Consider the following 24,433-nt stretch of genomic DNA (forward strand, 5'->3'; position numbering starts at 1 on the left):
GCCACATCAAGCTTTTTCGAAGGAGACAGGTCATGAAGTACGTGCGTTCATTGACCATGCCAGCGATGATGGCGTGGATCACTTATACCCTGATGTTGGGCGGATGGTGGATGTGGTTCGGCATCCTCGCGGTGATCATCGGTTTTGTGGTGCTGGATGCGGTGTTGCCGGAAGATCTGTCCGAGCCGGATTTCGGCGCCACCTGGCTGCTCAATCTGGCGCTGTTCATGGTGTTGCCGCTGCTGGTGGTGATGGATGGCACCTTCCTGTGGATGATCGGCAGCGGTGATCCCATGGGTCTGGGCGCCTGGGTGCAGCAGCATCTGGGCATCGACATGTTCGCGGGTCGCGCCGCGACCACGCATTGGTCGATGTGGGTGGGCGGCATCCTCAGCGTCGGCCTGTTCAACGCAGTGGGCGGCACCAATGTCGGCCATGAACTGACGCACCGCACCGCCAAGCCGGTCGACATGTTCCTCGGCCGCTGGATGCTGGTGTTCAGCAGCGATGTGTCCTTCGCCATCGAGCACGTCTACGGTCATCACGTCAACGTCGGCACCGCCATCGATCCGGCCTCGGCGCGTCGCGGCGAAAGCCTCTATCCGTTCATTCTGCGCTCCACCATCGGCAGCTATGCGCATGCCTGGAAGATCGAGAAGCAGCGTCTGGCCAAGACCGGCAAGTCGGTGTGGAATCCGCTGCAGAGCCGTCTGATGCGCGGCAATCTGATGTGCCTGGTGCCCTTCGTCGGCGCCTATTACATCGCGGGCTGGGCGGGTGTCGGTCTGTTCGCCGCGGTCTCGGCCTGGGCCAAGGCCATCCTGGAGATCGCCAACTACTTCGAGCATTACGGGCTGGTGCGCGATCCGAGCACGCCGGTGCAGCCGCGCCACTCCTGGAACTCCAACAAGATGCTCAGCAGCATGACGCTGTTCAGCCTGACCCGTCATTCGCATCATCATGCGGAAGCCGAGGCCGAGTTCTGGAAGCTGCGGGCGATGCCGGATGCGCCGATGCTGCCGTATGGTTATCTGACCATGATTCTGGTGGCGCTGGTGCCGCCGCTGTTCAAGCGCGCCATGGTGCCGCTGCTCAACGACTGGGACGCGCGATACGCCACCGCCAAGGAGCGCGCGCTGGCACGCGAGCAGTCCATCCGCAGCGGCATGCGCGGACTCAAGCTCGCTGCGGAACACTGAGTGCAGCACGCAGCGGTCTGCAGCCGGCCTGGCGGTGCGCGAGCACCGCCAGGTTTTTTTGCTGCAGCGGCGTTTCAAACCGGCTCGCGGCTGGCCTCTTCCAGCAGGCGCAGATCCGCAGCACTGAGCGCCAGATGCAGCGCGCCGACGATTTCCGTCAGCTGCGCCACGCTGGTGGCGCTGGCGATGGGCGCGGTGAGTCCCGGCCGCGTGAGTTGCCAGGCCAGCGCCACCTGCGCGGGTGTGGCGCGCTGCGTCGCCGCCACCGCATGCAAGGCCTCGACGATGCGCCAGCCGCGCGGGGTGTCGTAGGCAGCGAGGCTGCCGGCGCGGGCGTGGCCGGCGAAGTCGGCGGCGCTCTTGTACTTGCCGCTCAGAAAACCATTGGCCAGGGCATAGAAGCTGATCACCCCCAGCTGCTCGCGCTGCGCCAGCGGCGCATAGTCACGCTCGAACGGCGCGCGCGCATAGAGGTTGTATTCCGGCTGCAGGGTTTCATAGCGCGGCAGATGATGGCGCGCGCTCACTGCCAAGGCTTCCTCGATGCGCGCGGCGGAATAGTTGGAGGCGCCGATGGCGCGCACCTTGCCCTGTTCGATCAGCCGCGAGAAGGCGCCCAGGGTATCGGCCAGCGGCGTGTCGGGATCATCGGCATGCGCCTGGTAGAGATCGATGTGATCGGTCTGCAGTCTTGCCAGCGAGGCTTCCACTGCGCGCGCGATGTAGTCCGGCGCCAGGCCCTTGAGCCCCGGGCCCATGGACTTGCCGACCTTGGTGGCGATCAGCACGCGATTGCGCTTGCCGCTGCGCTGGAGCCAGCGGCCGATGATGGTTTCCGATTCGCCGCCACGATTGCCGGGCGCCCAGTAGGAGTAGACGTCGGCGGTATCGATCAGATTGCAGCCGGCATCGACGAAGGCATCCAGAAGCTCAAAGGCGCGCGCCTCGTCCACCGTCCAGCTGAAGACATTGCCGCCGAACACCAGCGGCACGATGTTGAGACCGGAACGGCCGAGCGGACGCTGCTGCATGTGAGTGCACTCCTGACACAGATGTAGGGTGGTGGCTGAGTGGCCGCGCCTGAACCGCCGAAAGCGGGCGCAGGCACCGACGAGCGGTGAACGCAGACCTGATGGCCGCGGCTGATACGCAGGATGATACTGTGGCCACGACTCACCCGGAGCGCCTTGGAATGGCCACGCATATTGCACGAAGGCTGCCTTGCTTATCCCTGCTGGCAGCGCTGTTCTGCCTGCCTGCGGCAGCGGCCACCGGCACCGTCACCACGGTGAAGAATTTCGTCGGCGCGCGCAGCGGTGCCATCGGCACCCTGAGCGTGGGTTCAGCGGTCTACGGTCCCAAGACCACCGCCAACGGCCTGGTGAAGTACAACAACCACTGGGTGTATCTGGCGCGCAATACCGCGATCTTCGATGTCACCTTCACGGATGGCGGCAACACCCGCCGCTTCGCGATCGTGCGCCCGGAGCCGGCCACCAAGGCAGCACCGGCGCTGCTGATGCTGCACGGCGCCGGCGGCGATCCCGAAGGCCAGGTGACGCTCAGCTATGTGGCCGCCAGTGTCGCCGCCAACGGCTACTGGGCGGTGCTGCCGCAGGGCCTGAGCGGCAGCTGGAATACCGATCCCCTGAACAGCAGCGGCGGCGCCAACGATGTCGGCTTCATCGCCAAGGTGATCGACATCGCCACCGGCTACTTCGGTCTGAACGGCAAGCGCGTCTACGCCAGCGGCATGTCGGAAGGCGGCTTCATGACTGCACGCCTGGCCTGCGAGCTGTCGGATCGCATCGCCGCCTTCGCCACGGTGGCGGCGACCCTGAGCAGCGGCCTGTCGCGCGCCTGCGCGCCGTCTTCGCCGCGCACCCTGCTGATGTTCTCCGGCACGGCGGACACGCTGGTGCCGTACAACGGCGGCCGCACCGGCGTGCTGTCGGTGGCCGATGCGTTCAATCTCTGGCTGAGCCGCAACAACTGCACGGCCAGCAGCACCGTGAGCAGCAATCTGCCGGACAGCGTCAGCGACGGCACCAGCGTCACGCTCAAGCGCAACAGCGGCTGCGGCAGCGGCGGGCAGGTGCGGCTGTACACCATCAACAACGGCGGCCACACCTGGCCGGGTGGTTATCAGTACCTGCCGGAAGCGCAGATCGGCAAGACCAGCCAGGACCTGAGCGCCACCGCCGAGCTCTGGCAGCAGCTCAGCGCCTACTCGCTGTAAGCGCACGATTCCGGACGCCGCCAGCAGGCGCGGCGCCCCTCGCCCGGACGCCCCGACCGCTTTCGTTTCGTGACGCAGCTGTTACGCAAGGTAACAGCACCCCGGCGGCTGTCACACACAAGACCTTGATTTTGAATAAGCTCGGTTCTGGCATTGGAACTGCTTTAGCTGATGCCAGGACCTGTGCGCGAAGCCGGGGACCACGACACCTACACAAAGAGGAGAGTTCGCTATGAGCAGCCCTGCCAGCACCATCGCCGGTGGTGCCCCCGATATGAGCCGAGCCGATGTCCGACGCGTGATCTTCGCGTCCTCGCTCGGCACCGTATTCGAGTGGTACGACTTTTATCTTTACGGCTCGCTGGCCGCGATCATCGCCAAGCAGTTCTTCTCCGGTCTGAATGACACCAGCGCCTTCATCTTCGCGCTGCTGGCCTTCGCCGCCGGTTTTGCGGTACGTCCCTTCGGCGCGCTGGTGTTCGGCCGCCTGGGCGATCTGGTGGGCCGCAAGTACACCTTCCTGGTCACCATCCTGATCATGGGTCTTTCGACCTTCCTGGTCGGCGTGCTGCCCAGCTACGCCTCCATCGGCGTGGCCGCGCCGGTGATTCTGATCTCGCTGCGACTGCTGCAGGGCCTGGCGCTCGGCGGCGAGTACGGCGGCGCCGCGACTTACGTGGCCGAGCATGCCCGCGACGACAACCGCGGCTACTCCACCTCCTGGATCCAGACCACCGCGACCCTGGGCCTGTTCCTCTCGCTGCTGGTGATCCTCGGCTGCCGCCTGACGCTGGGCAACGATGCCTTCGAAGCCTGGGGCTGGCGCATTCCCTTCGTGGTCTCGGCCCTGCTGCTGGCGATCTCGGTGTACATCCGTCTGCAGCTGAATGAATCGCCGCTGTTCAAGAAGATGAAGGAAGAGGGCAAGCAGTCCAAGGCCCCGCTTTCCGAATCCTTCGGCCAGTGGGCGAATCTGAAGATCGTGATTCTGGCCCTGCTCGGCGCCACCGCCGGCCAGGCCGTGGTCTGGTACACCGGCCAGTTCTACGCCCTGTACTTCCTCACGCAGACGCTGAAGGTCGATGCCACCACGGCCAACCTGCTGATCGCCGCAGCGCTGGCCATCGGCACGCCCTGCTTCGTGCTGTTCGGCTGGCTGTCCGACCGCATCGGCCGCAAGTCCATCATCATGACCGGCTGCCTGATTGCGGCGCTGACCTACTTCCCGATCTTCAAGGCCATCACCCACTACGCCAATCCGACCCTGGAAACCGCCGCCGCCAGCAGCCCGGTGAGCGTGGTTGCCGATCCGGCGCAGTGCAGCTTCCAGTTCGATCCCGTTGGCAAGAAGGTCTTCAACAGCTCCTGCGACATCGCCAAGAGCGCGCTGGCCAAGGCCGGCATTCCCTACAGCAATGTCGCGGCACCGGCCGGCACGGTGGCGCAGGTGAAGATCGGCGAAAACGTGGTGCCCTCCTTCGACGGCAAGGCGCTCGACAAGGCCGCGTTCAAGGAGCAGAAGGGCGCCTTCGACAAGACCCTGGGCGGCGCGCTGGAAGCGGCCGGCTATCCCAAGAAGGCGGATGATGCGCTGATCAACAAGCCCATGCTGGTGGTGCTGCTGACCCTGCTGGTGCTCTACGTGACCATGGTCTACGGCCCCATCGCCGCCTGGCTGGTGGAGATGTTCCCCACCCGCATCCGCTACACCTCGATGTCGCTGCCGTATCACATCGGCAACGGCTGGTTCGGCGGCTTCGTGCCCACCATTGCCTTCGCCCTGGTGAGCCTGAAGGGCGACATCTACTACGGCCTCTGGTATCCCATCGGCGTGGCGCTGATGACCCTGGTGATCGGCGTGCTGTTCACGCGCGAAACCAAGGGCAGCTCGCTGCACGTGCATGACTGATGAGGGCTGTGGTACACACACTGTTCCAGCGGTGTGACAACACAAAACCCCGGCCGCGAGGTCGGGGTTTTGTCCGCAAGACGCTTGCGGAATAATGACCGATCTGCGGCGTGAGCTCCGCCGCTTTCACATAACTCCGAGGCGAGGAGACGATCCACCATGAGTGACAAACAGCAGACCATCCAGTCCGTGCTCAGCGAAAAGCGCGTGTTCGCCCCCAGCGAGCAGTTCGTGCGCAGTGCGCGCCTCAACGCCGACAAGCTGGCTGCCCTGCACGCAGCCGCCGCCAAGGACCACGTTGGTTTCTGGACCGATCTGGCGCGCAAGGAAATCAGCTGGCAGACGCCGTTCACCAAGACGCTCGACGACAGCCAGGCGCCGAACTACACCTGGTTCGCCGACGGCAAGCTCAACGCCTCGGCCAACTGCCTCGACCGTCACCTCGCCACGCGCGGCAACAAGCTCGCGATCCGTTTCGAGGGCGAGAAGGGCGATGTGCAGCTCTACACCTATCAGCAGCTGCACGCCGAAGTCTGCAAGCTCGCCAATGCGCTCAAGTCCCTGGGCATCACCAAGGGCGATCGCGTGGTGATCTACATGCCGATGGTCGCCGAGGCGGTGATGGCCATGCAGGCCTGCGCGCGCATCGGCGCGGTGCACAGCATCGTGTTCGGCGGTTTCTCCGCCGGCTCGCTGCGCGACCGCATCGACGATGCCGGCGCCAAGCTGCTGATCACGGCGGACGGCGGTCATCGCGCCGGCAATATCGTGGACCTGAAGAAGGCCGTCGACGAAGCCCTGTCGGAAGGCTGCAAGAGCATCGGCAATGTGCTGGTGCTGCGCCGCACCGGCCACAAGGTGGGCTTCCAGGAAGGCCGCGACATCTGGTGGCACGATCTGGTGCCCAAGCAGTCCGACCGCTGCGAACCGGAATGGGTGGACGCCGAGCATCCGCTGTTCCTGCTCTACACCTCGGGCTCCACCGGCAAGCCCAAGGGCATCCAGCACTGCACCGGCGGCTATCTGCTGGGCGCCACGGTGAGCAGCCAGTGGGTGTTCGATCTGCGCGAGGATGATGTGTTCTGGTGCACCGCCGACATCGGCTGGATCACCGGTCACTCCTACGTCTGCTACGGTCCGCTGGCCAATGGCGCGACCATCATGATGTACGAAGGCGCGCCCACCGTGCCGGACGCGGGCCGCTTCTGGAAGATCGCGCAGGAACACGGCGTGACCATCTTCTACACCGCGCCCACCGCGATCCGCGCGCTGATGAAGCTCGGCGACGACTGGCCGAAGAAGTACGATCTCTCCAAGCTGCGCCTGCTCGGCAGCGTCGGCGAGCCGATCAATCCCGAAGCCTGGATGTGGTATCACACCGTGATCGGCCAGGAGAAGCTGCCGATCGTGGACACCTGGTGGCAGACCGAAACCGGCGCGATCATGATCTCGCCGATTCCCGGCGCGGTGCCCACCAAGCCCGGTTCCTGCACCAAGCCCCTGCCCGGCATCGCCGTGGAAGTGGTGGATGAATCCGGCGAGATCATCAAGGACAACGACGTCGGCGGCTATCTGGTGGTCACCAAGCCCTGGCCGTCGATGCTGCGCACGATCTGGGGCGACAACGACCGCTACATCAAGACTTACTGGGGTCAGTTCGGCAACAAGTACTACGTGGCCGGCGACTCCACGCATCGCGATGCCGATGGCTATTACTGGATCATGGGCCGCATCGACGACGTGCTGAACGTCTCCGGTCATCGTCTCGGCACCATGGAGATCGAAAGCGCGCTGGTCAGTCACCCGGCGGTGGCGGAAGCGGCCGTGGTCGGTCGCCCGCACGAGGTCAAGGGCGAGAGCGTGTTCGCCTTCGTGATCTGCCGTGGCGAGCGCCCCATCGGCGCCGAGGCCGAGAAGCTGGCCAAGGAACTGCGCGACCACGTCGGCCGCGAGATCGGCGCCCTGGCCAAGCCGGACGACATCCGCTTCGCCGAAAACCTGCCCAAGACCCGCTCCGGCAAGATCATGCGCCGTCTGCTGCGCTCGATCGCCAAGGGCGAAGCGATCACGCAGGACGTCTCCACGCTGGAGAATCCGGCCATCGTCGCGCAGCTGGCTGGCAAGGCTTGAGCTTTGCGTAATGGCAAAAGGCCCGGCACCTGCCGGGCCTTTTGCTTTTCTGTGGCACGAACGAGGCTTCAGTTCCGCTCGTCGCTGCCGAACAGCTGATCCCAGAAGGCGGTCGTCACGCCGTAGTGCGTGGCTTGCCCGCCGCGACGATGGTGCAGGCCATGCCAGCGACGGCGGCGCTGCAACCAGGCCTGATTGCTGCGCCAGAGGTGTATGGCATGGTGCGTCATGGCATAGCTCTGATAGCCGATCAGCACGCCCAGCAGCAGCGCGCAGGCTTGCCATCTTCCGGCCAGCGCTGCGGCGGGCAGAAAAACCAGCATGACGAACAGCATCGCGCTCAGCACGGTGGGCGCGCCGACCAGGGCCGTCGGCCGGCGATGGTGCTCCGCGTGCCAGCGACGGAAGGGCTGCATGCCGTGCAGAATGAAGCGGTGCACCAGATACTCCATCAGACTCCAGGTGCACAGACCCAGCAGCACCAGCGCGCAGAGCCCCGCCGCTTGTCCGCGCGGGCCGGCCACCAGCAGCAGGGTCGTCAGCACGGCCAGCGCGGAGCCGTACAGCGCGAAGTCGGCGTAATACGCCACCTTGCCGTGTTCCAGTGCGAAGAGCCGCATGCCGCTCCCATGCGCCACCTGGCGCCGTGCGGGCGCAGGCTCGCTTCGTGGATCCCTGGATTGCAGATTAGGCGCGGCCTACCGGGGCGTCTGTGTTGCACCGAACCGACAGCTTGCGGTGCTGCGCGCATCTTTCATGCTTGGCCTGACGGACATCCCCGCCGGCCCATCGGTTGAAGGAATCAATATGCACAGTCAAGACACCGTGAAGCTACTCAACGAACTCATTCAGACATCGGAGGACGGCAAGAAAGGTTTCACCGAAGCCTCCCAGGAAGCCAAGAAAGCGGACCTGAAGTCCCTGTTCAAGCAGCGCGCCGCCGATTGCGGCACCGCCGTGCTGGAACTGCAGACCCTGGTGCACTCGCTCGGCGGCACGGCCAGCGACGGCGGCACGGTCAGCGGCGCGATGCATCGCGGCTGGGCGAAAGTGAAAACGGCGATGGGCGATGCCGACATCGCGGTGCTCGAATCGGTGGAGCGCGCCGAGGACAAGGCCAAGGCGGCCTATCAAAAGGCATTGACCGGCACGCTGCCGCAGCAGATCCGGCTCGTCGTACAGCGTCAGCATGACAATGCCGTGCGCAACCACGACATCGTTCGCAATCTGCGTGACAGCTACAAGTCCATCAAAGGCATCCACGCCGACTGAAACGCGCTGAGTCCTGCGTGCGGCGCCCATCGTCAAGGCGAAGCGATCAGGCAGGAGGTCTCCACACTGGAGAATCCGGCCCTCGTCACGCAGCCCGCCGGCAAGGCCTGAAGCTTTTGGCTGCTGTGTGGAAAAAGGCCCGGCATATGCCGGGCCTTTTTGCTGGTCTCGCAGCGCCAGTCAAATCCGCAGGGTGGCTTGGTAATCGCAGGGCGGGGCAGGCGCGCCTGACCCGCCCTGCGGCCGCTTCTGCAACACTCAGCTGCGACGCGCCATGAATGCCACGCGCTCGAACAGATGCACGTCGGCTTCGTTCTTGAGCAGCGCGCCGTAAAGCGGCGGCAGCGATTTCTTGGTGCTGGAATCGTGCAGCACGCTGGGATCGATGTCTTCGGCCATCAGCAGCTTGAGCCAGTCCAGCAGCTCGGAAGTGGACGGCTTCTTCTTCAGGCCCGGCAGTTCGCGCAGCCCGAAGAACACTTCCATGGCTTCCTTCACCAGATTCTTCTTCAGGTCCGGGAAATGCACGTCCACGATGCGCTGCATCGTGTCCTTGTCCGGGAAGCGGATGTAGTGGAAGAAGCAGCGACGCAAAAAGGCGTCCGGCAGTTCCTTCTCGTTGTTGGACGTGATGATGATCAGCGGCCGGTGCCGCGCCTTCACCGTCTGGCGCGTCTCGTAGACGTAGAACTCCATCTGATCGAGTTCGCGCAACAGGTCGTTGGGGAATTCGATGTCAGCCTTGTCGATCTCGTCGATCAGCAGCACCGGCTGCACCTCGGAATCGAACGCCTCCCAGAGCTTGCCCTTGATGATGTAGTTGCCGATGTCCTTGACCTTGGACTCGCCCAGCTGCGAATCACGCAGACGCGAGACCGCGTCGTACTCGTACAGGCCATGCTGGGCCTTGGTGGTGGACTTGATGCCCCAGTCCAGAAACGGCCGGTTCAGGGCGCGCGCGATCTCGCGCGCCAGCTGGGTCTTGCCGGTGCCCGGCTCACCCTTGACCAGCAGCGGCCGCGCCAGCGTGGCGGCGGCGTTGACCGCCATCATCAGATCGTCGGTGGCGACGTAGGTATCAGTGCCTTCGAAACGCATGGTGATTCCAGTTCAGGTTTGAAAGTCGGATGGAAAAGGTCAGTTACGCCTAGTGTGCCCGCCCGCGCCCCGCTCACGCCAGCGGCGCGAACAGCTCGGCCACGGCCGCGCTGTCCAGTTCGCGCAGCGCACCGCCGGTCTCCGCGAACAGCCCTTCGGCCAGTTCGCGCTTGTGCTGCTGCAGCTCGGCGATCTTCTCTTCCACGGTGTCTTCGCTGAGCAGCTTGTAGACGAATACCGGCTTGTCCTGGCCGATGCGGTGCGCGCGGTCGCTGGCCTGGTTTTCGGCGGCAGGGTTCCACCAGGGGTCGTAATGAATCACGGTGTCGGCGGCCGTGAGATTCAGGCCCACGCCGCCGGCCTTGAGGCTGATCAGGAACAAGGGCACCTCGCCGCGCTGGAAGCGGTCCACCAGCTGCTCGCGGTTGCGCGTCTCGCCGGTGAGCTTGAGATAGCTGATGCCGGCCTCGTGCAGGGCCTGCTCGATCAGCTCCAGCATCGAGGTGAACTGCGAGAACAGCAGCACGCGCCGGCCTTCCAGCAGCATCTCCGGCAGCAGGGTCATCAGCAGATCGAGCTTGGCGGATTCCTGCACCTCGCGCGCTGCGTCGAGCTTGAGCAGACGCGGATCGCAGCAGATCTGGCGCAGCTTGAGCAGGGCGTCGAGCAGGGCGATGCGCGCGCGCGAGAACCCATGCGCCTCGATCTCCAGGCGCAGCTGCTCGCCCAGCGAGGCGCGCACGGTTTCATACAGATCACGCTGCGCGCCGCTCAGGGCCACGCTGCGCACGATGTCGGTCCGCGGCGGCAGCTCCGGCGCCACCTCGCGCTTGGTGCGCCGCATGAGAAAGGGCGCGACGCGCCGCGCCAGCTGGGTCTGCACGGCGCGGTCGGCGTGCTTTTCGATGGGCGTGCGAAAGCGCACGCGAAACTGCTTCTCATCGCCCAGATACCCGGGCATCAGGAAGTTGAACAGCGACCACAGCTCGCCCAGATGATTTTCCAGCGGCGTGCCGGTGAGGCAGAGACGATGCCGAGTGGCCAGCTCGCTGGCCGCCTGTGCGGCCTTGGCGCGGGCGTTCTTGATGTTCTGCGCCTCGTCGAGAATCACCAGATGCCAGCTGTGCTTGCGCAGCTCGGCCAGATCGCGCGGCAGCAGCGCATAGGTGGTCAGCACCAGATCGTGCTGCGCCACCTGCTCGTAGCGTGCGTGGCGGTCGCTGCCGTGTAGCACCAGCACGCGCAGATCGGGTGCAAAGCGCGCTGCCTCGCGCCGCCAGTTGAACACCAGGCTGGTGGGCGCCACCACCAGCGCCGGACGATCCAGCCGTCCGGCCTCTTTTTCCAGCAACACGTGCGCGAGCGTCTGCAGGGTTTTGCCCAGGCCCATGTCGTCGGCCAGCACGCCGGCCAGCTGATTGCTGCGCAGGAACTGCAGCCAGCCCAGGCCCTCGCACTGGTAGCTGCGCAGCTCGGCCTTCAGGCCTTGCGGCGGCGTGACCGCCGGCGGCGCGCTGGCACGCCGCAGCTGTGCGCCGAGTTCGCGCAGACGCTCGCCGCCGTGCACGCTCAGCTGCGTGTCCTCGGACACCTCGTCGAGCAGGCCGCTGGCCAGACGCGGCAGGCGCAGACGGCCCAGAGGATCGAGCGGACGCTCGTCGTAGAGCTCCAGCAAGGTCGCCAGCAGGCGCCGCACACGTGCCACCGGCAGGCGGATCAGCCGGCCCTTGGCATCGTGCACGACGATGGGTGCGTCATCGGGCAGCTCCTGCAGCCGCGCCGGCGTGTAGCGTTCGGCATCGCTGCGCAGCAGGTTGACCAGCAGCGGCAGCAGCGACACGGCCTCGCCATCCACCGTGATGTCCACGCCCATGGCGAACCAGTCGCGGGCATCCTCCACGCGCAGATCCCAGAGCAGCTCGGCCTCATGCAGGCGCCAGGGGAAGTCCAGACCGAATTCGAGGCGCCAGCCCTCGGCCTGCAGCTGCGGCGCCTCGTGCGCGAGAAAGGCGATCCAGGCGCTGCTGCCGCCGATGGGCGCGAAGAACGGCGTCTCCGCCCCGTAGTAATCCACCACGGTCTGCAGCGCGGTCTTGCTCAGGCGCAGGCGGCAGGCACGCTCCACTTCCGGACGGCGCTGCACCTGGGTGACGTGATGATCGACCACGCGCGTCAGCACGCTCTCGGCGTGCTCGGCGGCGCAGCGCAGGCCGCCGTAGTCGTAGAGCAGGCGCGCCACGTCCTGCTCGGAGCGCTGCGCGCCCAGACGCGGCGCGGGATTGCGCTCCAGCACCAGCACCGGCGTGGGTGCGGCGATGTCCAGCCGCTGCAAGGACAGGCGCGGCGGCGGCGCCACCGCATCGAGCGGCAGCGTGAGCGCCTTGTGCCAGCGTACCGCCTTGCGCGAACCGTCCTGCGCCGGAAACGGCGGCAGGCGCAGCAGCTCGGCGTCCTGCTCGATGCTCAGCCCGGTCTCCAGCACCGAACATTCCTGGTTTTCGGAATTGACGTACCAGGGCGGCTGCAGCGGCAGCACCGCACCCTGGACCTGGGCCTGCAGGCGCAGCTGCAGGGCGCCGTCGGCCTGCAGACTCCAGTCGTAGTGAGCCGCGCGCGGCGAGCCGAGCCATAGCGGCGGATTGCGCTCGCTCTGCCAGTGGCAGCGCTGCGTGGCCACCAGCAGGCGCAGCAGGTCTGCGCCCCACTGGTCCTGCAGCAGCAGGGCTTGCGGACGGCCGCCGGCCTGATGCGATTCCAGCTCCTGCAGCAAGCGACGGTCCTCGTCGCTGATATAGCTGGCGTGGCGATGCCCCGCGCCCGGCGCCGGCCGCGCGCCGGCATAACCGCCGTCGCGGCGCAGGCGCGCGCTGATCGGCGTCACGCGCAGCACTGCCTGATGATCCTGGCCCTGCAGGTCGAGCAGATACAGCAGGCGCTGGGTGTTGACCGCCTGCGCCTCGGCGCCATGGGCAGCGGACTCGCCCGGCACCGGCAGCGCGGGCGGATGCACGCTGGCCTGAATCAGGGCGGCGGCGACATGCTTGCAGTTGCGGCCCACCGGGCAGTCGCAGAGCCCATCGATGACCAGGGCGCCGCGGCGTTCGTGCCAGTGCACCTCGCATTCATAAGGCTCGTCGGCATTGCCCTGCACCAGGGCGCCGAGGCGGTTGGGGCCGCCGCCGGCCCAGACCTGCAGCACGCGACCGTCGCGCACATAGTCCAGACCCTTGTTGTACGCCGTGCCGAGCAGGGAACGCAGCACGCTGGTGCCGGGCAGCTGCATCATGCGCGCACCCCGCCGCACCGCCGGCGGCAGCAGATGGACGCAGGGGAAAAAATCAGCTGACCGGAACTCACCGCGACCCTCCGTTGCGACCGCCAAGTGCGGCCCAACTGAGCAGTCTACAGAAGCACAGGCGAATCGGGCAGTTCGTTGCCGACGTCCGGGCGCGCCGGCGGGTAACGGGCCAGCACCTCGGCCACCGCCTGCACGCCGGCGACCGCGCCGCCGGCGAAATCACCGCCGGCAAAATGCGTGGTCATGCGCTGCGCGCAATGCTGCCATTCGGCGGCCGGCACGCGGGCATCGCCCACGCCGCGGTCGGCGACGATCTCCACGCTGCGCTCGGCATAGAGCACGTAGATCAGCACGCCGTTGTTGTGCTCGGTGTCCCAGACCTTGAGCTCGGCAAACAGCTGCGCGGCGCGCTGGCGCGGCGTGAGCCGGCGCCACAGCGCCGGCACGCCGAGCGCGCCCTCCACCACGAAACGGATTTCACCGGCATGCCGGCCTTCGGTCTGGCGCACGGCCTCGGTGATGGCCTGCTGCACGGCCGGCGTGAAGGCGCGGCGCAGGCCCCAGGGTGTGGCGAACAGATGGCGCAGCCAGCGTGAGGGGCTCATTTCACCACCGTCCCGAAGAACCGCCGCCGCCGAAACCACCGCCGCCACCGCCAAAGCCGCCCCCGCCAAAACCACCGCCGCCGCGCGAACTCCAGCCGCCGCCACCCACGGGAATCGCGGCGCCGAACAGCGTCAGCACGAAGGCGACGATGCCCAGCAGAATCGCCAGACCCAGCACCTGCGACACCAGCCAGACCAGTAGGAACACGCCGCCGCCGGAAAGCACCGCGCCCAGACCCGAGCCGAAGATGCGGCGCAAAAACTGTGTCATCACCAGCGCGAAGATCAGCAGCGGCAGCAGCGAGTTGAAGCGGCCATCATCCACAGCCTGGCGTTTGGGCGGCGGCGGCAGGGGTTCGCCGTTGACCAGGCCGATCAGCTTGTCCACGCCGGCCTCGATGCCGCCGGCGTAATCACCGGCGCGAAAGCGCGGCACGATGATCTCGTCAATCACGCGATGCGCGATGGCATCCGGCACCACGCCTTCCAGGCCGTAACCGACCTCGATGCGCAGCGCGCGATCGTCGCGCGCAACCAGCAGCAGCAGACCGTCGTCCACACCCTTGCGGCCGAGCTTCCACTGCTCGGCGACGCGGATGGCGTACTGCTCGATGGTTTCCGGCTGTGTGCTCGGCACGATCAGCACCGCGATCTGGCTGCCCTTGGCCGCCTCGAAGGCGGCGAGCTTTTGCTCCAGCGCGCTGCGCTGCTCGCTGCTCAGCACGCCGGCCAGATCGGTGACGCGCGCCGACAAGGCCGGCACCGCCACGTCGGCGCGTACGCCGAAGCTGCCCAGGCACAGCAGCAGCAAGAGGCCGCGCAGCAGGGCGCGCGCGCTGGTCATCGCTTACTTGCCGAAATCCACGGTCGGCGGGCTGGCAATCGCCTTTTCGTTTTCCACCGTGAAGCTGGGCTTCACCTGCATGCCGAACATCTTGGCGGTGAGATTGCTGGGGAAGCTGCGCACGGTGGTGTTATAGGTCTGCACCGCCTGGATGTAGCGGTTGCGCGCCACAGTGATGCGGTTTTCGGTGCCTTCCAGCTGCGCCTGCAGATCGCGGAACAGCGCATCGGACTTCAGCTGCGGATAGTTTTCGCTCACCACCAGCAGGCGCGACAGCGCGCCACTGAGCTGGCCCTGCGCGGCGGCGAACTGCTTGATCGCGGCCTCGTCGTTGAAGCTGTCGGCATTGACCTTCACCTGCCCCACTTGTGCGCGGGCATTGGTGACCTCGGTCAGCACTTTTTCTTCCTGGGCCGCATAGCCCTTCACGGTGTTGACCAGATTCGGCACCAGATCGGCGCGACGCTGGTACTGGTTGAGCACCTCGGCCCAGCTGGCCTTGATCTGCTCATCCTGGCTCTGCAGGCTGTTGTAGCCACAGCCGGATAACAGCGTGGCGCTCAGCAGGCCCAGCAGCACGAACAGCTTTTTCATGGCGGCAAACTCCCGTGGACTCATTGCGATGTGGCGGCGAGCCCCCGGGTTTTCAAGATGTGCCGGGCGCCGTGCCACAAAGGCCGCGCCATTGTGCAGCAAACGGGCGGCCGTCCGCCGACCCGGCCGAATCAGGCCGCGCGCCGCACCGGAGACAGGCGGGAGAGTTCCTGGGCTTCATACAGGCGCGAGCGCGTGATGAAGCGCCGGCCGGTGCCATTGTCCAGGGAGAACATGCCACCCATGCCGCTGATCACATCGATGATCAGCTGGGTGTGCTGCCAGTATTCGAACTGGCTCTGACTCATATAGAACGGCACGCCGCCGATTTCGCCGAGCCAGACATCCTGCTCGCCGACCTTGAACTCGGCCTGCGGGTAACACATGGGCGAGGAGCCGTCGCAGCAGCCGCCGGACTGGTGAAACAGCAGCGCGCCATGCCGCGCGCGCAGCTCCTCGATGAGCGCCAGGGCCTCAGACGTTGCCAGCACGCGTTCGATTGCCGCATCCGCCATCGCCGCCGTCTCCAAATGAAAAACGGCGCGGCCGGCCTAGGGAGGGAGAGCTAGCCGACCGCGCCGCCAGGGGGAGCATCACACTCCCGGCTGCTTCAAATCATCTCGACACCAGCCCCTCTCCCGCCCTCGCTGCACGATGACGGGAGAGGGAATACTTCAACAAGGTCCGCCGCTTCAGAAGAAGCCCAGCGCCTTCGGGCTGTAGCTCACCAGCATGTTCTTGGTCTGCTGGTAATGGTCCAGCATCATGCGGTGGGTTTCGCGGCCGATGCCGGACTGCTTGTAGCCGCCGAAGGCCGCGTGCGCGGGATAGGCGTGGTAGCAGTTGGTCCAGACGCGGCCGGCTTCGATGCCGCGGCCGAAGCGGTAGCAGCGGTTGGCGTCACGGCTCCACACGCCGGCGCCCAGGCCGAACATGGTGTCATTGGCGATCTGCAGCGCTTCCTCTTCGGTCTTGAAGGTGGTGACGGCCACCACCGGTCCGAAGATTTCTTCCTGGAAGATGCGCATCTTGTTGTGGCCGTGGAACACCGTGGGCTTCACATAGAAACCGCCGGACAGCTCGCCATCCAGCGCATTGCGCGTGCCGCCGGCCAGTACCTTGGCGCCTTCCTGCTTGCCGATGTCGATGTAGCTCAGGATCTTGTCCATCTGCTCCTTGGACGCCTGCGCACCGATCATGGTGGAAGGATCCAGCGGGCTGCCCTGCTTGATGGCGGCCACGCGCTTGAGCGCACGCTCCATAAACTTGTCGTAGATCTTCTCGCTGATCAGCGCGCGGCTCGGGCAGGTGCAGACTTCGCCCTGGTTGAGCGCGAACATCACGAAGCCTTCGATGGCCTTGTCGAGGAAATCGTCGTCTTCGTTGCAGACGTCGGAGAAGAAGATGTTCGGCGACTTGCCGCCCAGTTCCAGCGTCACCGGAATCAGGTTCTGGCTGGCGTACTGCATGATCAGGCGGCCGGTGGAGGTCTCACCGGTGAAGGCGATCTTGGCGATGCGGTTGCTGGACGCCAGCGGCTTGCCGGCTTCCAGGCCGAAGCCGTTGACGATGTTGAGCACACCGGCGGGCAGCAGGTCACCGATCAGCTCGGCGAGCACCAGAATGCTCGACGGCGTCTGCTCGGCGGGCTTGAGCACCACGCAGTTGCCGGCGGCGAGCGCGGGCGCCAGCTTCCAGGCCGCCATCAGGATCGGGAAGTTCCAGGGAATGATCTGGCCGACCACGCCCAGCGGTTCATGGAACTGGTAGGCGATGGTGTCGTGATCGATCTCGCCAATGGAACCTTCCTGCGCGCGGATGCAACCGGCGAAGTAGCGGAAGTGGTCGATGGCCAGCGGCACGTCGGCGACGGTGGTTTCGCGGATGGGCTTGCCGTTGTCCCAGGTTTCGGCGAGCGCCAGCAGCGGCAGGTTCTGCTCCATGCGGTCAGCGATCTTGTTGAGGATGTTGCCGCGCTCGGCCACGCTGGTGCGGCCCCAGGCCTGCTTGGCCTTGTGCGCGGCGTCGAGCGCCAGCTCGATGTCCTTTTCATCGGAACGCGGAATCTCGCAGATCACCTTACCATTGATCGGCGAGGTGTTCTCGAAGTAGCGGCCATTGACCGGCGCCAGCCACTGGCCGCCGATGAAGTTGCCGTAGCGCTGCTTGAACGGCGACTTGGTGGAAGGGGAAAGGGTTTCAGCTTGGGTCATGACCGGACTCCTCGTGTAGGTTGATGGTGTGGGGGCACAAGCGCAGCAGCCGTGCCAAGGCCTTTCCGGGAACCCGCAGCTGCAGCCATCCATATGACTTTTCAAGAGAAAATCGGAGTGTCTCAGCCCTGACGCAATGCCCCGACTTGCCAAAGCCGCGCAATAGTGTCGATATGCGCGACACAAGACAGGACAACTGTCGCAGCCTGCGACAGTTGCCGGAGGAGGTCCCCATGCAAGCCGCACCCACATCCCCCGATCTGGCTGCCGCGCGCCGCCGTTTCTTTCTCGACGGTCAGCCGCCCAAAGGCCTGGTGCCGGAAACCATTCTGCGTTCCTGGATCCGCTGCGCGGGCCTGGGCCTGGAAGAAAGCCGGGCCCCGCGCCTGGAGCCCCTGAACGCGCGCGAGCTGCGCGAAGCCTGCGAGCGCAACGAAGCCCTGCGCCGGCTCTGTCGCCCCGAGCTGGAGTGGCTGCACGCCGAAGCCCGCGGCACCGAGAGCATCGTGGTGCTCACCGACGCGCAGGGCCTGGTGCTGGACACCGTGGGCAGCGTGGACTTCGCCGACCGCGCCGCGCAGGTGGCGCTGCGTCCCGGCGTCAGCTGGCAGGAAGGAATGACCGGCACCAATGCCATCGGCACCGCACTGGTGGAGCGCAGACCGGTGGAGGTGCGCGGCGGCGAACATTACTTCTCGCCGCATCGCATCCTGAGCTGCTACGCCGCGCCCATCATCGATCCGCAAGGCCAGCTCGCCGGCGCACTGGATCTCTCCGGCAATGCCAACGTGCCGCATCTGCATGCCTTGGGCATGGTGCGTCTGGCGGTGGATCAGATCGAGCATCGCCTGTTTGAGCAGCGCTACGCCGACTGCGAGGTCTTGCGTCTGCACAAGGACGCCACGCGGCTGGGCACTGCGCGCGAAGGCATTCTGGTGTTTCGCGATCACCAGCTGATTGCCGCCAACCGTCACGCCCTGGAGCTGCTCGATCTGGACTGGCAGGCCCTCACGCAGACCCGCTACAGCGATCTGTTCAGCACCTCGCTCACGCAGCTGCGCGACGGCTCACGGCTGCGCGACCGTCATCATCGCGAGCTGGTGGCGCAGCTGGATCGGCCGCGTCCGCGCCTGACCGTACCGGGCACTACGCCGCCGCTGCCGGCCGAACCGCAGCCGGCGCCCAGCGCACTCGGCAACCGCCCCACCCCATCCGCCGAACGCCTGGCCGACCCCGTGGTGTTCGACAGCGCACTGCGCCACAGCCTGCAGCGTGCCACGCGCATGCTCGACGCCGGGCTGCCGGTGTTGCTGCAAGGTGAAACCGGCGTCGGCAAGGAAGTGTTTGCGCGACGACTGCACGCCAGCTGCAGCCGCGCCCAGGGCCCGCTGATCTCCGTGAACTGCGCGGCGCTGCCGGAGTCACTGATCGAAGCCGAGCTGTTCGGCTACGAAGAAGGCGCCTTCACCGGCGCCCGCAAGCGCGGCGCGCCGGGCCTGCTGCGCCGCGCCGACGGCGGCGTGCTGTTCCTGGACGAGATCGGCGACATGCCGCTGTCCCTGCAGACCCGCCTGCTGCGCGTGCTGCAGGAACGCGAGGTGATGCCGCTGGGCGGCGAACGCGCGGTGCCGGTGGATTTCATGCTGATCTGCGCCACGCATGCCGCACTGGACCGCGCCGTGGCCGAAGGCCGCTTCCGCGCCGACCTCTACTACCGCATCGCGCAATACGTGGTGCCGCTCAAACCGCTGCGCGAGCATGCTGATCTGCGCAGCCTGGTGGCGGAACTCTGGAGCAATCTGCCGCCGCCCAGCGCCACGCTGCCGAACCCGGTGCTGGACGCCCTCGCCGCGCATCACTGGCCGGGCAATTACCGCGAGCTTTCCGCTGCGCTGCGCATGCTCAAGGTGCTCGCCGCCGAAGGCAGCCCGCTGTGCGTGGACGACCTGCCGCCCACCATCCGCCGCGAAGTCGCGATCGAAGCCCGGCCCGGGGCGTTGCAGGCCCTGGCCCGCGACGCCATGCGCGAAGCCCTGCAGGCCTGCGAAGGCAACGTCAGTGCGGCGGCCAAGAAGCTGGGTGTGAGTCGCAGCACCCTGTATCGGCGCGTGCTGTCCAGTTGAATACGCAGGGCGGCCTGGCGCGCAATGCGCAAGCCGCCCCGCTGTTACAGACGGGATCGCGGGCGACTACTCGAGCTTGTCGTAGCCCAGCTGCTTGTAGCAGGCATCCGGCTTCAGATCGATGCAGTAGCCGGTATCGACACGCTGCGGTCCCCCTTCGGAAACCCAGCCCTGCTCGGTCTGCCGGAACTCGATCTGGCCGCGCCGCACCGCCGTGGTACCGGCCGGCAGATCTTCCTTCTGCACATAAAGGCCGCGGCCATCGTCGCGGACGAACTTGTGCTGACCCAGGCCCAGCAAGCCGCCCTTCACCCAGGCAATCCCCTCCGGCAAGGTGGTGGCCGCGAGGTAGTGATAGATGTAAATCTTCTGCCCCGAGCGCTCCAGCGCTTCACCGTTGGCCTTCGTAAAGTCCGTGAGTGGCCCGGCGCCCAGCTTCTGAATATCCGCAAACGACTGCTCCACGATCTCCCGCGCCTGCTTGTCGCTGGGCTTGGACGCGCCGCAGGCGCAGAGCAGCAGTGCAGCGGCTGCTGGGACAAACGCAAGAATCACCTTCATGACTGTTTCTCTGCCGTTATTTCGAGGCTGGAAGAATAATGGGAGCAAGCTGTGCCTGGGCTACAAGCCCAGACGCCGCACGCCCGTCTCGACATTGGTTCGCACGATCTGCGTCACGGCCTCGCGCAGCTGCTCGCGCTGCTCTGCGCTGTACAAGGCGAACTGCGGCTGCCAGGGAATCTTCTGCTCCTGTCCGGAACAGGGAATACCACTCATGGGAGCAAAGCCCCATTCCCAGGCCACACGCTTGCCGCTGGCCAGATCATGGACCTCCACGGTGAACAAGCTGTAGATGCAGTCGCGTTCGATGCCGAGCACCGACTTGCGAAAATAGCCATAGCCCGCTGCGTAAAGCCGGTCATTGTCGAATGGCGTGGGCCTCACCACCACCAAGCTGTCCGCACCCATGCTTCTGGCTACTGACACCGCCCGCGCGACGTCGCCGGCCGGCAGCGGGGTGGCGATGGGCATCACCGTCCGCCCCGCACCCCGACCCAGGACTTCACTGGCTGTGCGGACCGCTTCGGCATCGATCTGCCAAGCACTCACATCCTCCGCGTAACTCGCGTTGCCAAACACCGTAGTACCTTGCAGCACGCCATGAAAGGTCGGTCCGAGCACGGAGGCCACGGCCACCTTGCGCATGGCCGAGGCAGTCTGCGCGGAAACGCCGGAACGGATGCCCAGTTCCGCGCAGCCAGCCAGCACCAGCAGCGCGGCCGCAGCCGCGATTTTCAAAAAGAACTTCATCTCAATCTCCCCCAAGACTGTCGATGCCGTTTCGGTCTGATCCGGAAAGCAAGCCAGTTTATCAGCAGCCTGCTGCTGCACTTTTGTGCATACATGCCGAGCTGCACAGCATGCGAAGTTGCAAGCGCAAAGCGATGCAGGCGAGTTTTGCATCAGCCCGCCAACAAGAGCAAGCCGATCCGAAAGCCTTCAAACAGACGGACCGATAAAGGGGACAGATTGAACTGGCCCAGCTTTAACGGACACTGTCCCCTTCCCCCCACGCCAGCCGGCCCAATGATCCTCTCCGGCTGAGCGCGTCAGCGCTTCAGCTTCTTCTGTCACGCGCAGAAGTTGATCTGGCTTCGATTCCAATTGTTACGCCTAATGTCCAAGGTGGGGCGGGGCCGACGGATCAGGCGTCACGTGGTGGGGGACTGGCTGGCCTTTACCCGCTTTGCTGCCGCTCCAAGCAGGAGCTTTGAGTAGACCCTGTGCAAGCCCAGTAGAGCGTGAAAGGCCAGCCCGAACTTGCCGCCTGGTCGCATTGGAACTACGGCCGAGCCGAAGAGCAAGGACGTTGCCGGCTTGCCTGCGCCACCGGGCGCGATCGAGAGCCATGACCGAGTTTGGCCGGCGCTGAGAAGGATCTCAGTCCCAGAGCGTTGCTCTACCTTCCATGCGGAGAAGACCGACCGTCTGCCATGCGCCAACTCCACGGCCTCGGAATCAGTGGACTCAATCTTGAGGAAACGAGCCAGCAACCAACGTTCAATTTTGAACAGTGGCGTTGTATAGAACGCCTCTATGAAGTCCTGCAGGATGATGGCTTCTGGCACCTCGACGGCATAGCAGTCCGTGAAGGCCCCGCGCTTGGCATACGCACCAAGGAATGATTGTTGTCTGACCGGGACAGCGCGGAGCATTGCAGCGGATTCTTCGTGGCGCCGAACTAGATTTAGATTGCCTTCAGCCTATCCATCCCCTCTTCCTATTTCAACGCGGGGGCGGGCTGAACAATGACTTGGCTTGCTGTTTGGCTTTTAGGGCGAACAGAAAATTTCCGGACGGGTCGCCCGCGTAAAGCCACCCACATGGCCTTACGCAAGCCCCTCCCTAGCGCCATTCCGAACTCAAGCTGAAATACACCGAGCGCGGCGCGCCCCGGAAGAAATTGCCTTGTGATTGCGCATCGACGCGATCGCTGGGCTCGATGTAGCCGATGTAGAACTTGTCCAGCGCGTTGTAGACATTGAGCTGGAAACGCAGCTTGCCCCAGTGCACACCGCCTTCGAGTTCATAGGCGGCACTCAAGTCGGCCAGGGTGTAGGCCGGCACGCTTTCGGCATCGCTGGTCACCGAGTAGCGCAGGCCGGTGTATTTGAGCGTGGCACCGGCGGAGAATCCCTGGTGCCGATACAGCAGATCGGCGCTGGCCATGACCTTGGGCGTGTCGGGCAAGGTCTTGCCGCGCACCGGCAGCAGGACTTCCTGCTGGGTGATCACGTCATAACTCTGATAGTCGTTGCGAAAGCGCGATCGGTTCAGTGACAGACTGGAGCCCAAACGCCAGCTGGGATGCGGGTTCCAGTAATTGGCCAGCTCCAGGCCATAGGTGTGGATGCCGCCCACGTTCTGATAGACGTCTTCTCCCACCAGAAAGGGATTGCTGACGGTGAGCTGCAGGATGCGGTTGCGGTAGTCGATGTAGTACCCCGACAGCGAGGCGCTGTAGCGGCCGCGCAGGCTGCGCAATCCCAGGTCGATGTTGCGGGATCGCTCGGCGCGCAGCGTGGGGTCGTAACTCACCGAGCCCATGGCGTTGCGCGGCACGGCGCTGAAGTTTTCCGCGTAGTTGGTGAACAGTTCCTCGTGTTCCCCCAGCTTGAGCGTGCCGCCCAGCTGCGGCTGGAAGTAGTCCTTGTCGATGCGACGGATGCGCTCCTGGCGCTGTTCGTTGAAGGCCTGCGAGTTGGCGATGCCCTCGAAGCGGCGCGCCACGTACAAACCCTTGAAGCCGGCGGCCAGACTCAGGCGCTCTTCGAAAAAGCTGAGCGTGTCCTTGGCGTAAAACTGCCGCACGCCGGTGTCGTGATGGCGGTCGTAGTAGAGCGCGATGGGTTTTTCGCTCAGTTCGATGCGGCCTTCGTCGTCCACGTTGAAGATCGGCCGACGCTGGGAAAAATCGAACTGCTCCAGCCAGCCGCCCAGCTGCAGCGCATGCGCGCCCAGGCGCCAGCCCAGGCTCGCGGTGAGACCGCGCCGCAGGCCGCGCAGGGTCTCCTTGCGCTCGGTGACGCCGCTGCCGTCGTAGGCTTCGATATCGCTGCGCTGCGGCGATGCGTCCATGGCGTCCTGATACAACTGCTCGGCGACGGAGGGCGCGATGCCGGCGTAGCCATAGCCGCGCTTGTCCTCGAAATACGGCACCGCCTCCAGCGTCAGGCCGGGCTTCGGCTCGTAGCGCGTCTGCAGGCTCCACAGCTGATCGCGGCGGCCATTGGTCCAGAGATCGTAGTAGAGCGCGTCGCGCTCGGGATCGCCGCTCATGTTTTCCAGCAGGTCGAAGGTCGGCGACACCTGGCCGTTGGCCTGGTAGTTCTGCATGTCGTGATCGTCACGATTGCCGTAGCGGTAGCCCAGGCTCAGGCTGCCCTTGGCGAAGTCCTCGCGGACACGAACGCTGAGGTGATCCACCGCCATCGAGGCCTTGCGATTGTCGAACTGCACCCCACGCGTGCGCGAGCCACTGAGATAGGCCATGGGCCCGCCCGGCCACCAGGCCGGCGTGTCCAGCCGCGCGAACAGCCGCGTCAGATCATCGCTGCCCGTCACCAGACTGCTCTGCGTGTTCCACACGCCCAGCGGCTCGCTGGAGAAGTAGCGCAGCGACCCGCCCAGGGCGTGGTAAGAGGGCATGGTGACGTCGCCGGAACCCTGCGCGATTTTCAGCTCGGAGAGGTTTTCGCCGTCGAGATAGCGGCTGGGCGGGCTGCCTTCACGCAGGTCGTAGCTTTCCAGCGGCACACCGTCCAGCGAGGTGCCGATCTGTTCATTGCCGAAGCCGCGGATGCGCAGTGAACTGCCGAATTCGTAGAGCCCGTAAGGATCGCTGAGCTGCGCGTTCACGCCGGGCAGGCTGTTGAGATAGAACTGCACCGGCACGCCGGCGGCCTGGGCGCCGAAATCCTGGGGTGTGACGGTATTGGTGGCACGCGTGTAGCCCTTGCCGACGATGACGATGGTATCGAGCAGCGGCAGCTCGCTGTCCGGCGGCGCCGGACGTTCGTCCAGCACCACCACGGTATCCTTGCCCACCAGCTGGAAGCGCAGCGCGCTGCCGCTGAGCAGTCGGGCCAGGGCCTCCAGCGTGGGCAGGCGCCCGCTGACACCGGCGCTTTTCAGCTCACCGAGATCGGTGGCGGCGGTCACCACCTGGATATGCGCCTGCTCGGCGTACTGCGTCAGCGCGGTGGACAGCGCCTGCGGCGCGATGTCGAACTCGGCCTCGGCCCCCTGCTCGGCATGGGCGAGGCCGGCGAGCACGCAGGCGAAAGCCGCAAGCCAGCGCCCAGCCTGCCGCGCACCGCGACGCGCCCGCATGCATACCCGCATCGAT

19 protein-coding genes are annotated in these 24,433 nt (G+C 65.6%); 6 read left to right on the forward strand and 13 right to left on the reverse strand.

Annotated elements, in window-relative coordinates; translation table 11 throughout:
- Window positions 1-32 precede the first annotated feature (32 nt).
- Window positions 33-1,199 carry an alkane 1-monooxygenase gene (locus BMY12_RS08950; RefSeq protein ID WP_093284806.1) on the forward strand — a complete coding sequence of 389 codons (1,167 nt, stop codon included), beginning with the start codon at window positions 33-35 and terminating at the stop codon, window positions 1,197-1,199.
- Between the two features lie 74 nt (window positions 1,200-1,273).
- Here the strand turns inward: BMY12_RS08950 and BMY12_RS08955 are convergent, their stop codons facing one another.
- Window positions 1,274-2,230 carry an aldo/keto reductase gene (locus BMY12_RS08955; protein WP_093284809.1) on the reverse strand — a complete coding sequence of 319 codons (957 nt, stop codon included), beginning with the start codon at window positions 2,228-2,230 and terminating at the stop codon, window positions 1,274-1,276.
- 161 nt (window positions 2,231-2,391) lie between these two features.
- Between BMY12_RS08955 and BMY12_RS08960 the strand changes: the two genes are divergently transcribed.
- The 3 genes from BMY12_RS08960 (at window position 2,392) to acs (ending at window position 7,477) form a co-directional block, all read left to right on the forward strand.
- On the forward strand, window positions 2,392-3,438 hold the full coding sequence (locus tag BMY12_RS08960) for a CE1 family esterase (RefSeq protein ID WP_245732427.1): 1,047 nt from the start codon (window positions 2,392-2,394) through the stop codon (window positions 3,436-3,438).
- Between the two features lie 232 nt (window positions 3,439-3,670).
- Window positions 3,671-5,347 carry an MFS transporter gene (locus BMY12_RS08965; RefSeq protein WP_093284812.1) on the forward strand — a complete coding sequence of 559 codons (1,677 nt, stop codon included), beginning with the start codon at window positions 3,671-3,673 and terminating at the stop codon, window positions 5,345-5,347.
- Window positions 5,348-5,506: 159 nt separating this feature from the next.
- Window positions 5,507-7,477: an acetate--CoA ligase gene (acs, locus tag BMY12_RS08970; protein ID WP_093284814.1), complete on the forward strand. Its 1,971-nt coding sequence runs from the start codon at window positions 5,507-5,509 to the stop codon at window positions 7,475-7,477.
- 68 nt (window positions 7,478-7,545) lie between these two features.
- Here the strand turns inward: acs and BMY12_RS08975 are convergent, their stop codons facing one another.
- Window positions 7,546-8,097 (reverse strand): sterol desaturase family protein, encoded by a 552-nt coding sequence (locus tag BMY12_RS08975; RefSeq protein WP_093284817.1) that lies wholly within the window; start codon window positions 8,095-8,097, stop codon window positions 7,546-7,548.
- 136 nt (window positions 8,098-8,233) lie between these two features.
- Between BMY12_RS08975 and BMY12_RS08980 the strand changes: the two genes are divergently transcribed.
- Entirely contained in the window at window positions 8,234-8,749 is a 516-nt protein-coding gene (locus tag BMY12_RS08980; RefSeq protein ID WP_245732429.1) for a PA2169 family four-helix-bundle protein, read from the forward strand.
- Between the two features lie 258 nt (window positions 8,750-9,007).
- Here the strand turns inward: BMY12_RS08980 and BMY12_RS08985 are convergent, their stop codons facing one another.
- From BMY12_RS08985 to adh, 7 genes are all read right to left on the reverse strand, one after another.
- Window positions 9,008-9,847, reverse strand: coding sequence for an AAA family ATPase (locus BMY12_RS08985; RefSeq protein WP_093284822.1), 840 nt, complete (start codon window positions 9,845-9,847; stop codon window positions 9,008-9,010).
- Between the two features lie 73 nt (window positions 9,848-9,920).
- Window positions 9,921-13,133 (reverse strand): DEAD/DEAH box helicase, encoded by a 3,213-nt coding sequence (locus BMY12_RS08990; protein WP_093284825.1) that lies wholly within the window; start codon window positions 13,131-13,133, stop codon window positions 9,921-9,923.
- A gap of 116 nt (window positions 13,134-13,249) precedes the next feature.
- The gene (locus tag BMY12_RS08995) at window positions 13,250-13,750 is read right to left on the reverse strand and encodes a TPM domain-containing protein (RefSeq protein ID WP_093284828.1); all 501 of its coding nucleotides are present in this window, start codon (window positions 13,748-13,750) and stop codon (window positions 13,250-13,252) included.
- A gap of 1 nt (window position 13,751) precedes the next feature.
- The gene (locus BMY12_RS09000) at window positions 13,752-14,594 is read right to left on the reverse strand and encodes a TPM domain-containing protein (protein WP_093284830.1); all 843 of its coding nucleotides are present in this window, start codon (window positions 14,592-14,594) and stop codon (window positions 13,752-13,754) included.
- Between the two features lie 3 nt (window positions 14,595-14,597).
- Window positions 14,598-15,188 (reverse strand): LemA family protein, encoded by a 591-nt coding sequence (locus tag BMY12_RS09005; RefSeq protein WP_093284833.1) that lies wholly within the window; start codon window positions 15,186-15,188, stop codon window positions 14,598-14,600.
- A 131-nt stretch (window positions 15,189-15,319) separates the two neighbouring features.
- A complete protein-coding gene (locus BMY12_RS09010; protein WP_093284835.1) occupies window positions 15,320-15,703 on the reverse strand; it encodes a DUF779 domain-containing protein in 384 nt (127 codons plus the stop codon).
- A gap of 177 nt (window positions 15,704-15,880) precedes the next feature.
- Complete coding sequence (gene adh / locus BMY12_RS09015) at window positions 15,881-17,401, reverse strand: aldehyde dehydrogenase (protein WP_093284839.1); 1,521 nt, start codon at window positions 17,399-17,401, stop codon at window positions 15,881-15,883.
- A 233-nt stretch (window positions 17,402-17,634) separates the two neighbouring features.
- Here adh and BMY12_RS09020 point away from each other — a divergent pair, with 233 nt between their 5' ends.
- On the forward strand, window positions 17,635-19,524 hold the full coding sequence (locus BMY12_RS09020; RefSeq protein ID WP_093284843.1) for a sigma-54-dependent Fis family transcriptional regulator: 1,890 nt from the start codon (window positions 17,635-17,637) through the stop codon (window positions 19,522-19,524).
- Between the two features lie 66 nt (window positions 19,525-19,590).
- On the opposite strand, the gene BMY12_RS09025 is transcribed toward BMY12_RS09020, so the two are convergent.
- From BMY12_RS09025 to BMY12_RS09040, 4 genes are all read right to left on the reverse strand, one after another.
- Complete coding sequence (locus BMY12_RS09025) at window positions 19,591-20,085, reverse strand: hypothetical protein (RefSeq protein ID WP_093284845.1); 495 nt, start codon at window positions 20,083-20,085, stop codon at window positions 19,591-19,593.
- Between the two features lie 60 nt (window positions 20,086-20,145).
- The gene (locus BMY12_RS09030) at window positions 20,146-20,835 is read right to left on the reverse strand and encodes a hypothetical protein (RefSeq protein WP_093284848.1); all 690 of its coding nucleotides are present in this window, start codon (window positions 20,833-20,835) and stop codon (window positions 20,146-20,148) included.
- A 401-nt stretch (window positions 20,836-21,236) separates the two neighbouring features.
- A complete protein-coding gene (locus BMY12_RS09035) occupies window positions 21,237-21,740 on the reverse strand; it encodes a hypothetical protein (RefSeq protein WP_093284852.1) in 504 nt (167 codons plus the stop codon).
- Window positions 21,741-21,930: 190 nt separating this feature from the next.
- The gene (locus BMY12_RS09040) at window positions 21,931-24,417 is read right to left on the reverse strand and encodes a TonB-dependent receptor (RefSeq protein WP_177188916.1); all 2,487 of its coding nucleotides are present in this window, start codon (window positions 24,415-24,417) and stop codon (window positions 21,931-21,933) included.
- Window positions 24,418-24,433 lie beyond the last annotated feature (16 nt).

The organism is Solimonas aquatica, from assembly GCF_900111015.1.
Classification (GTDB): Bacteria; Pseudomonadota; Gammaproteobacteria; order Nevskiales; family Nevskiaceae; genus Solimonas; species Solimonas aquatica.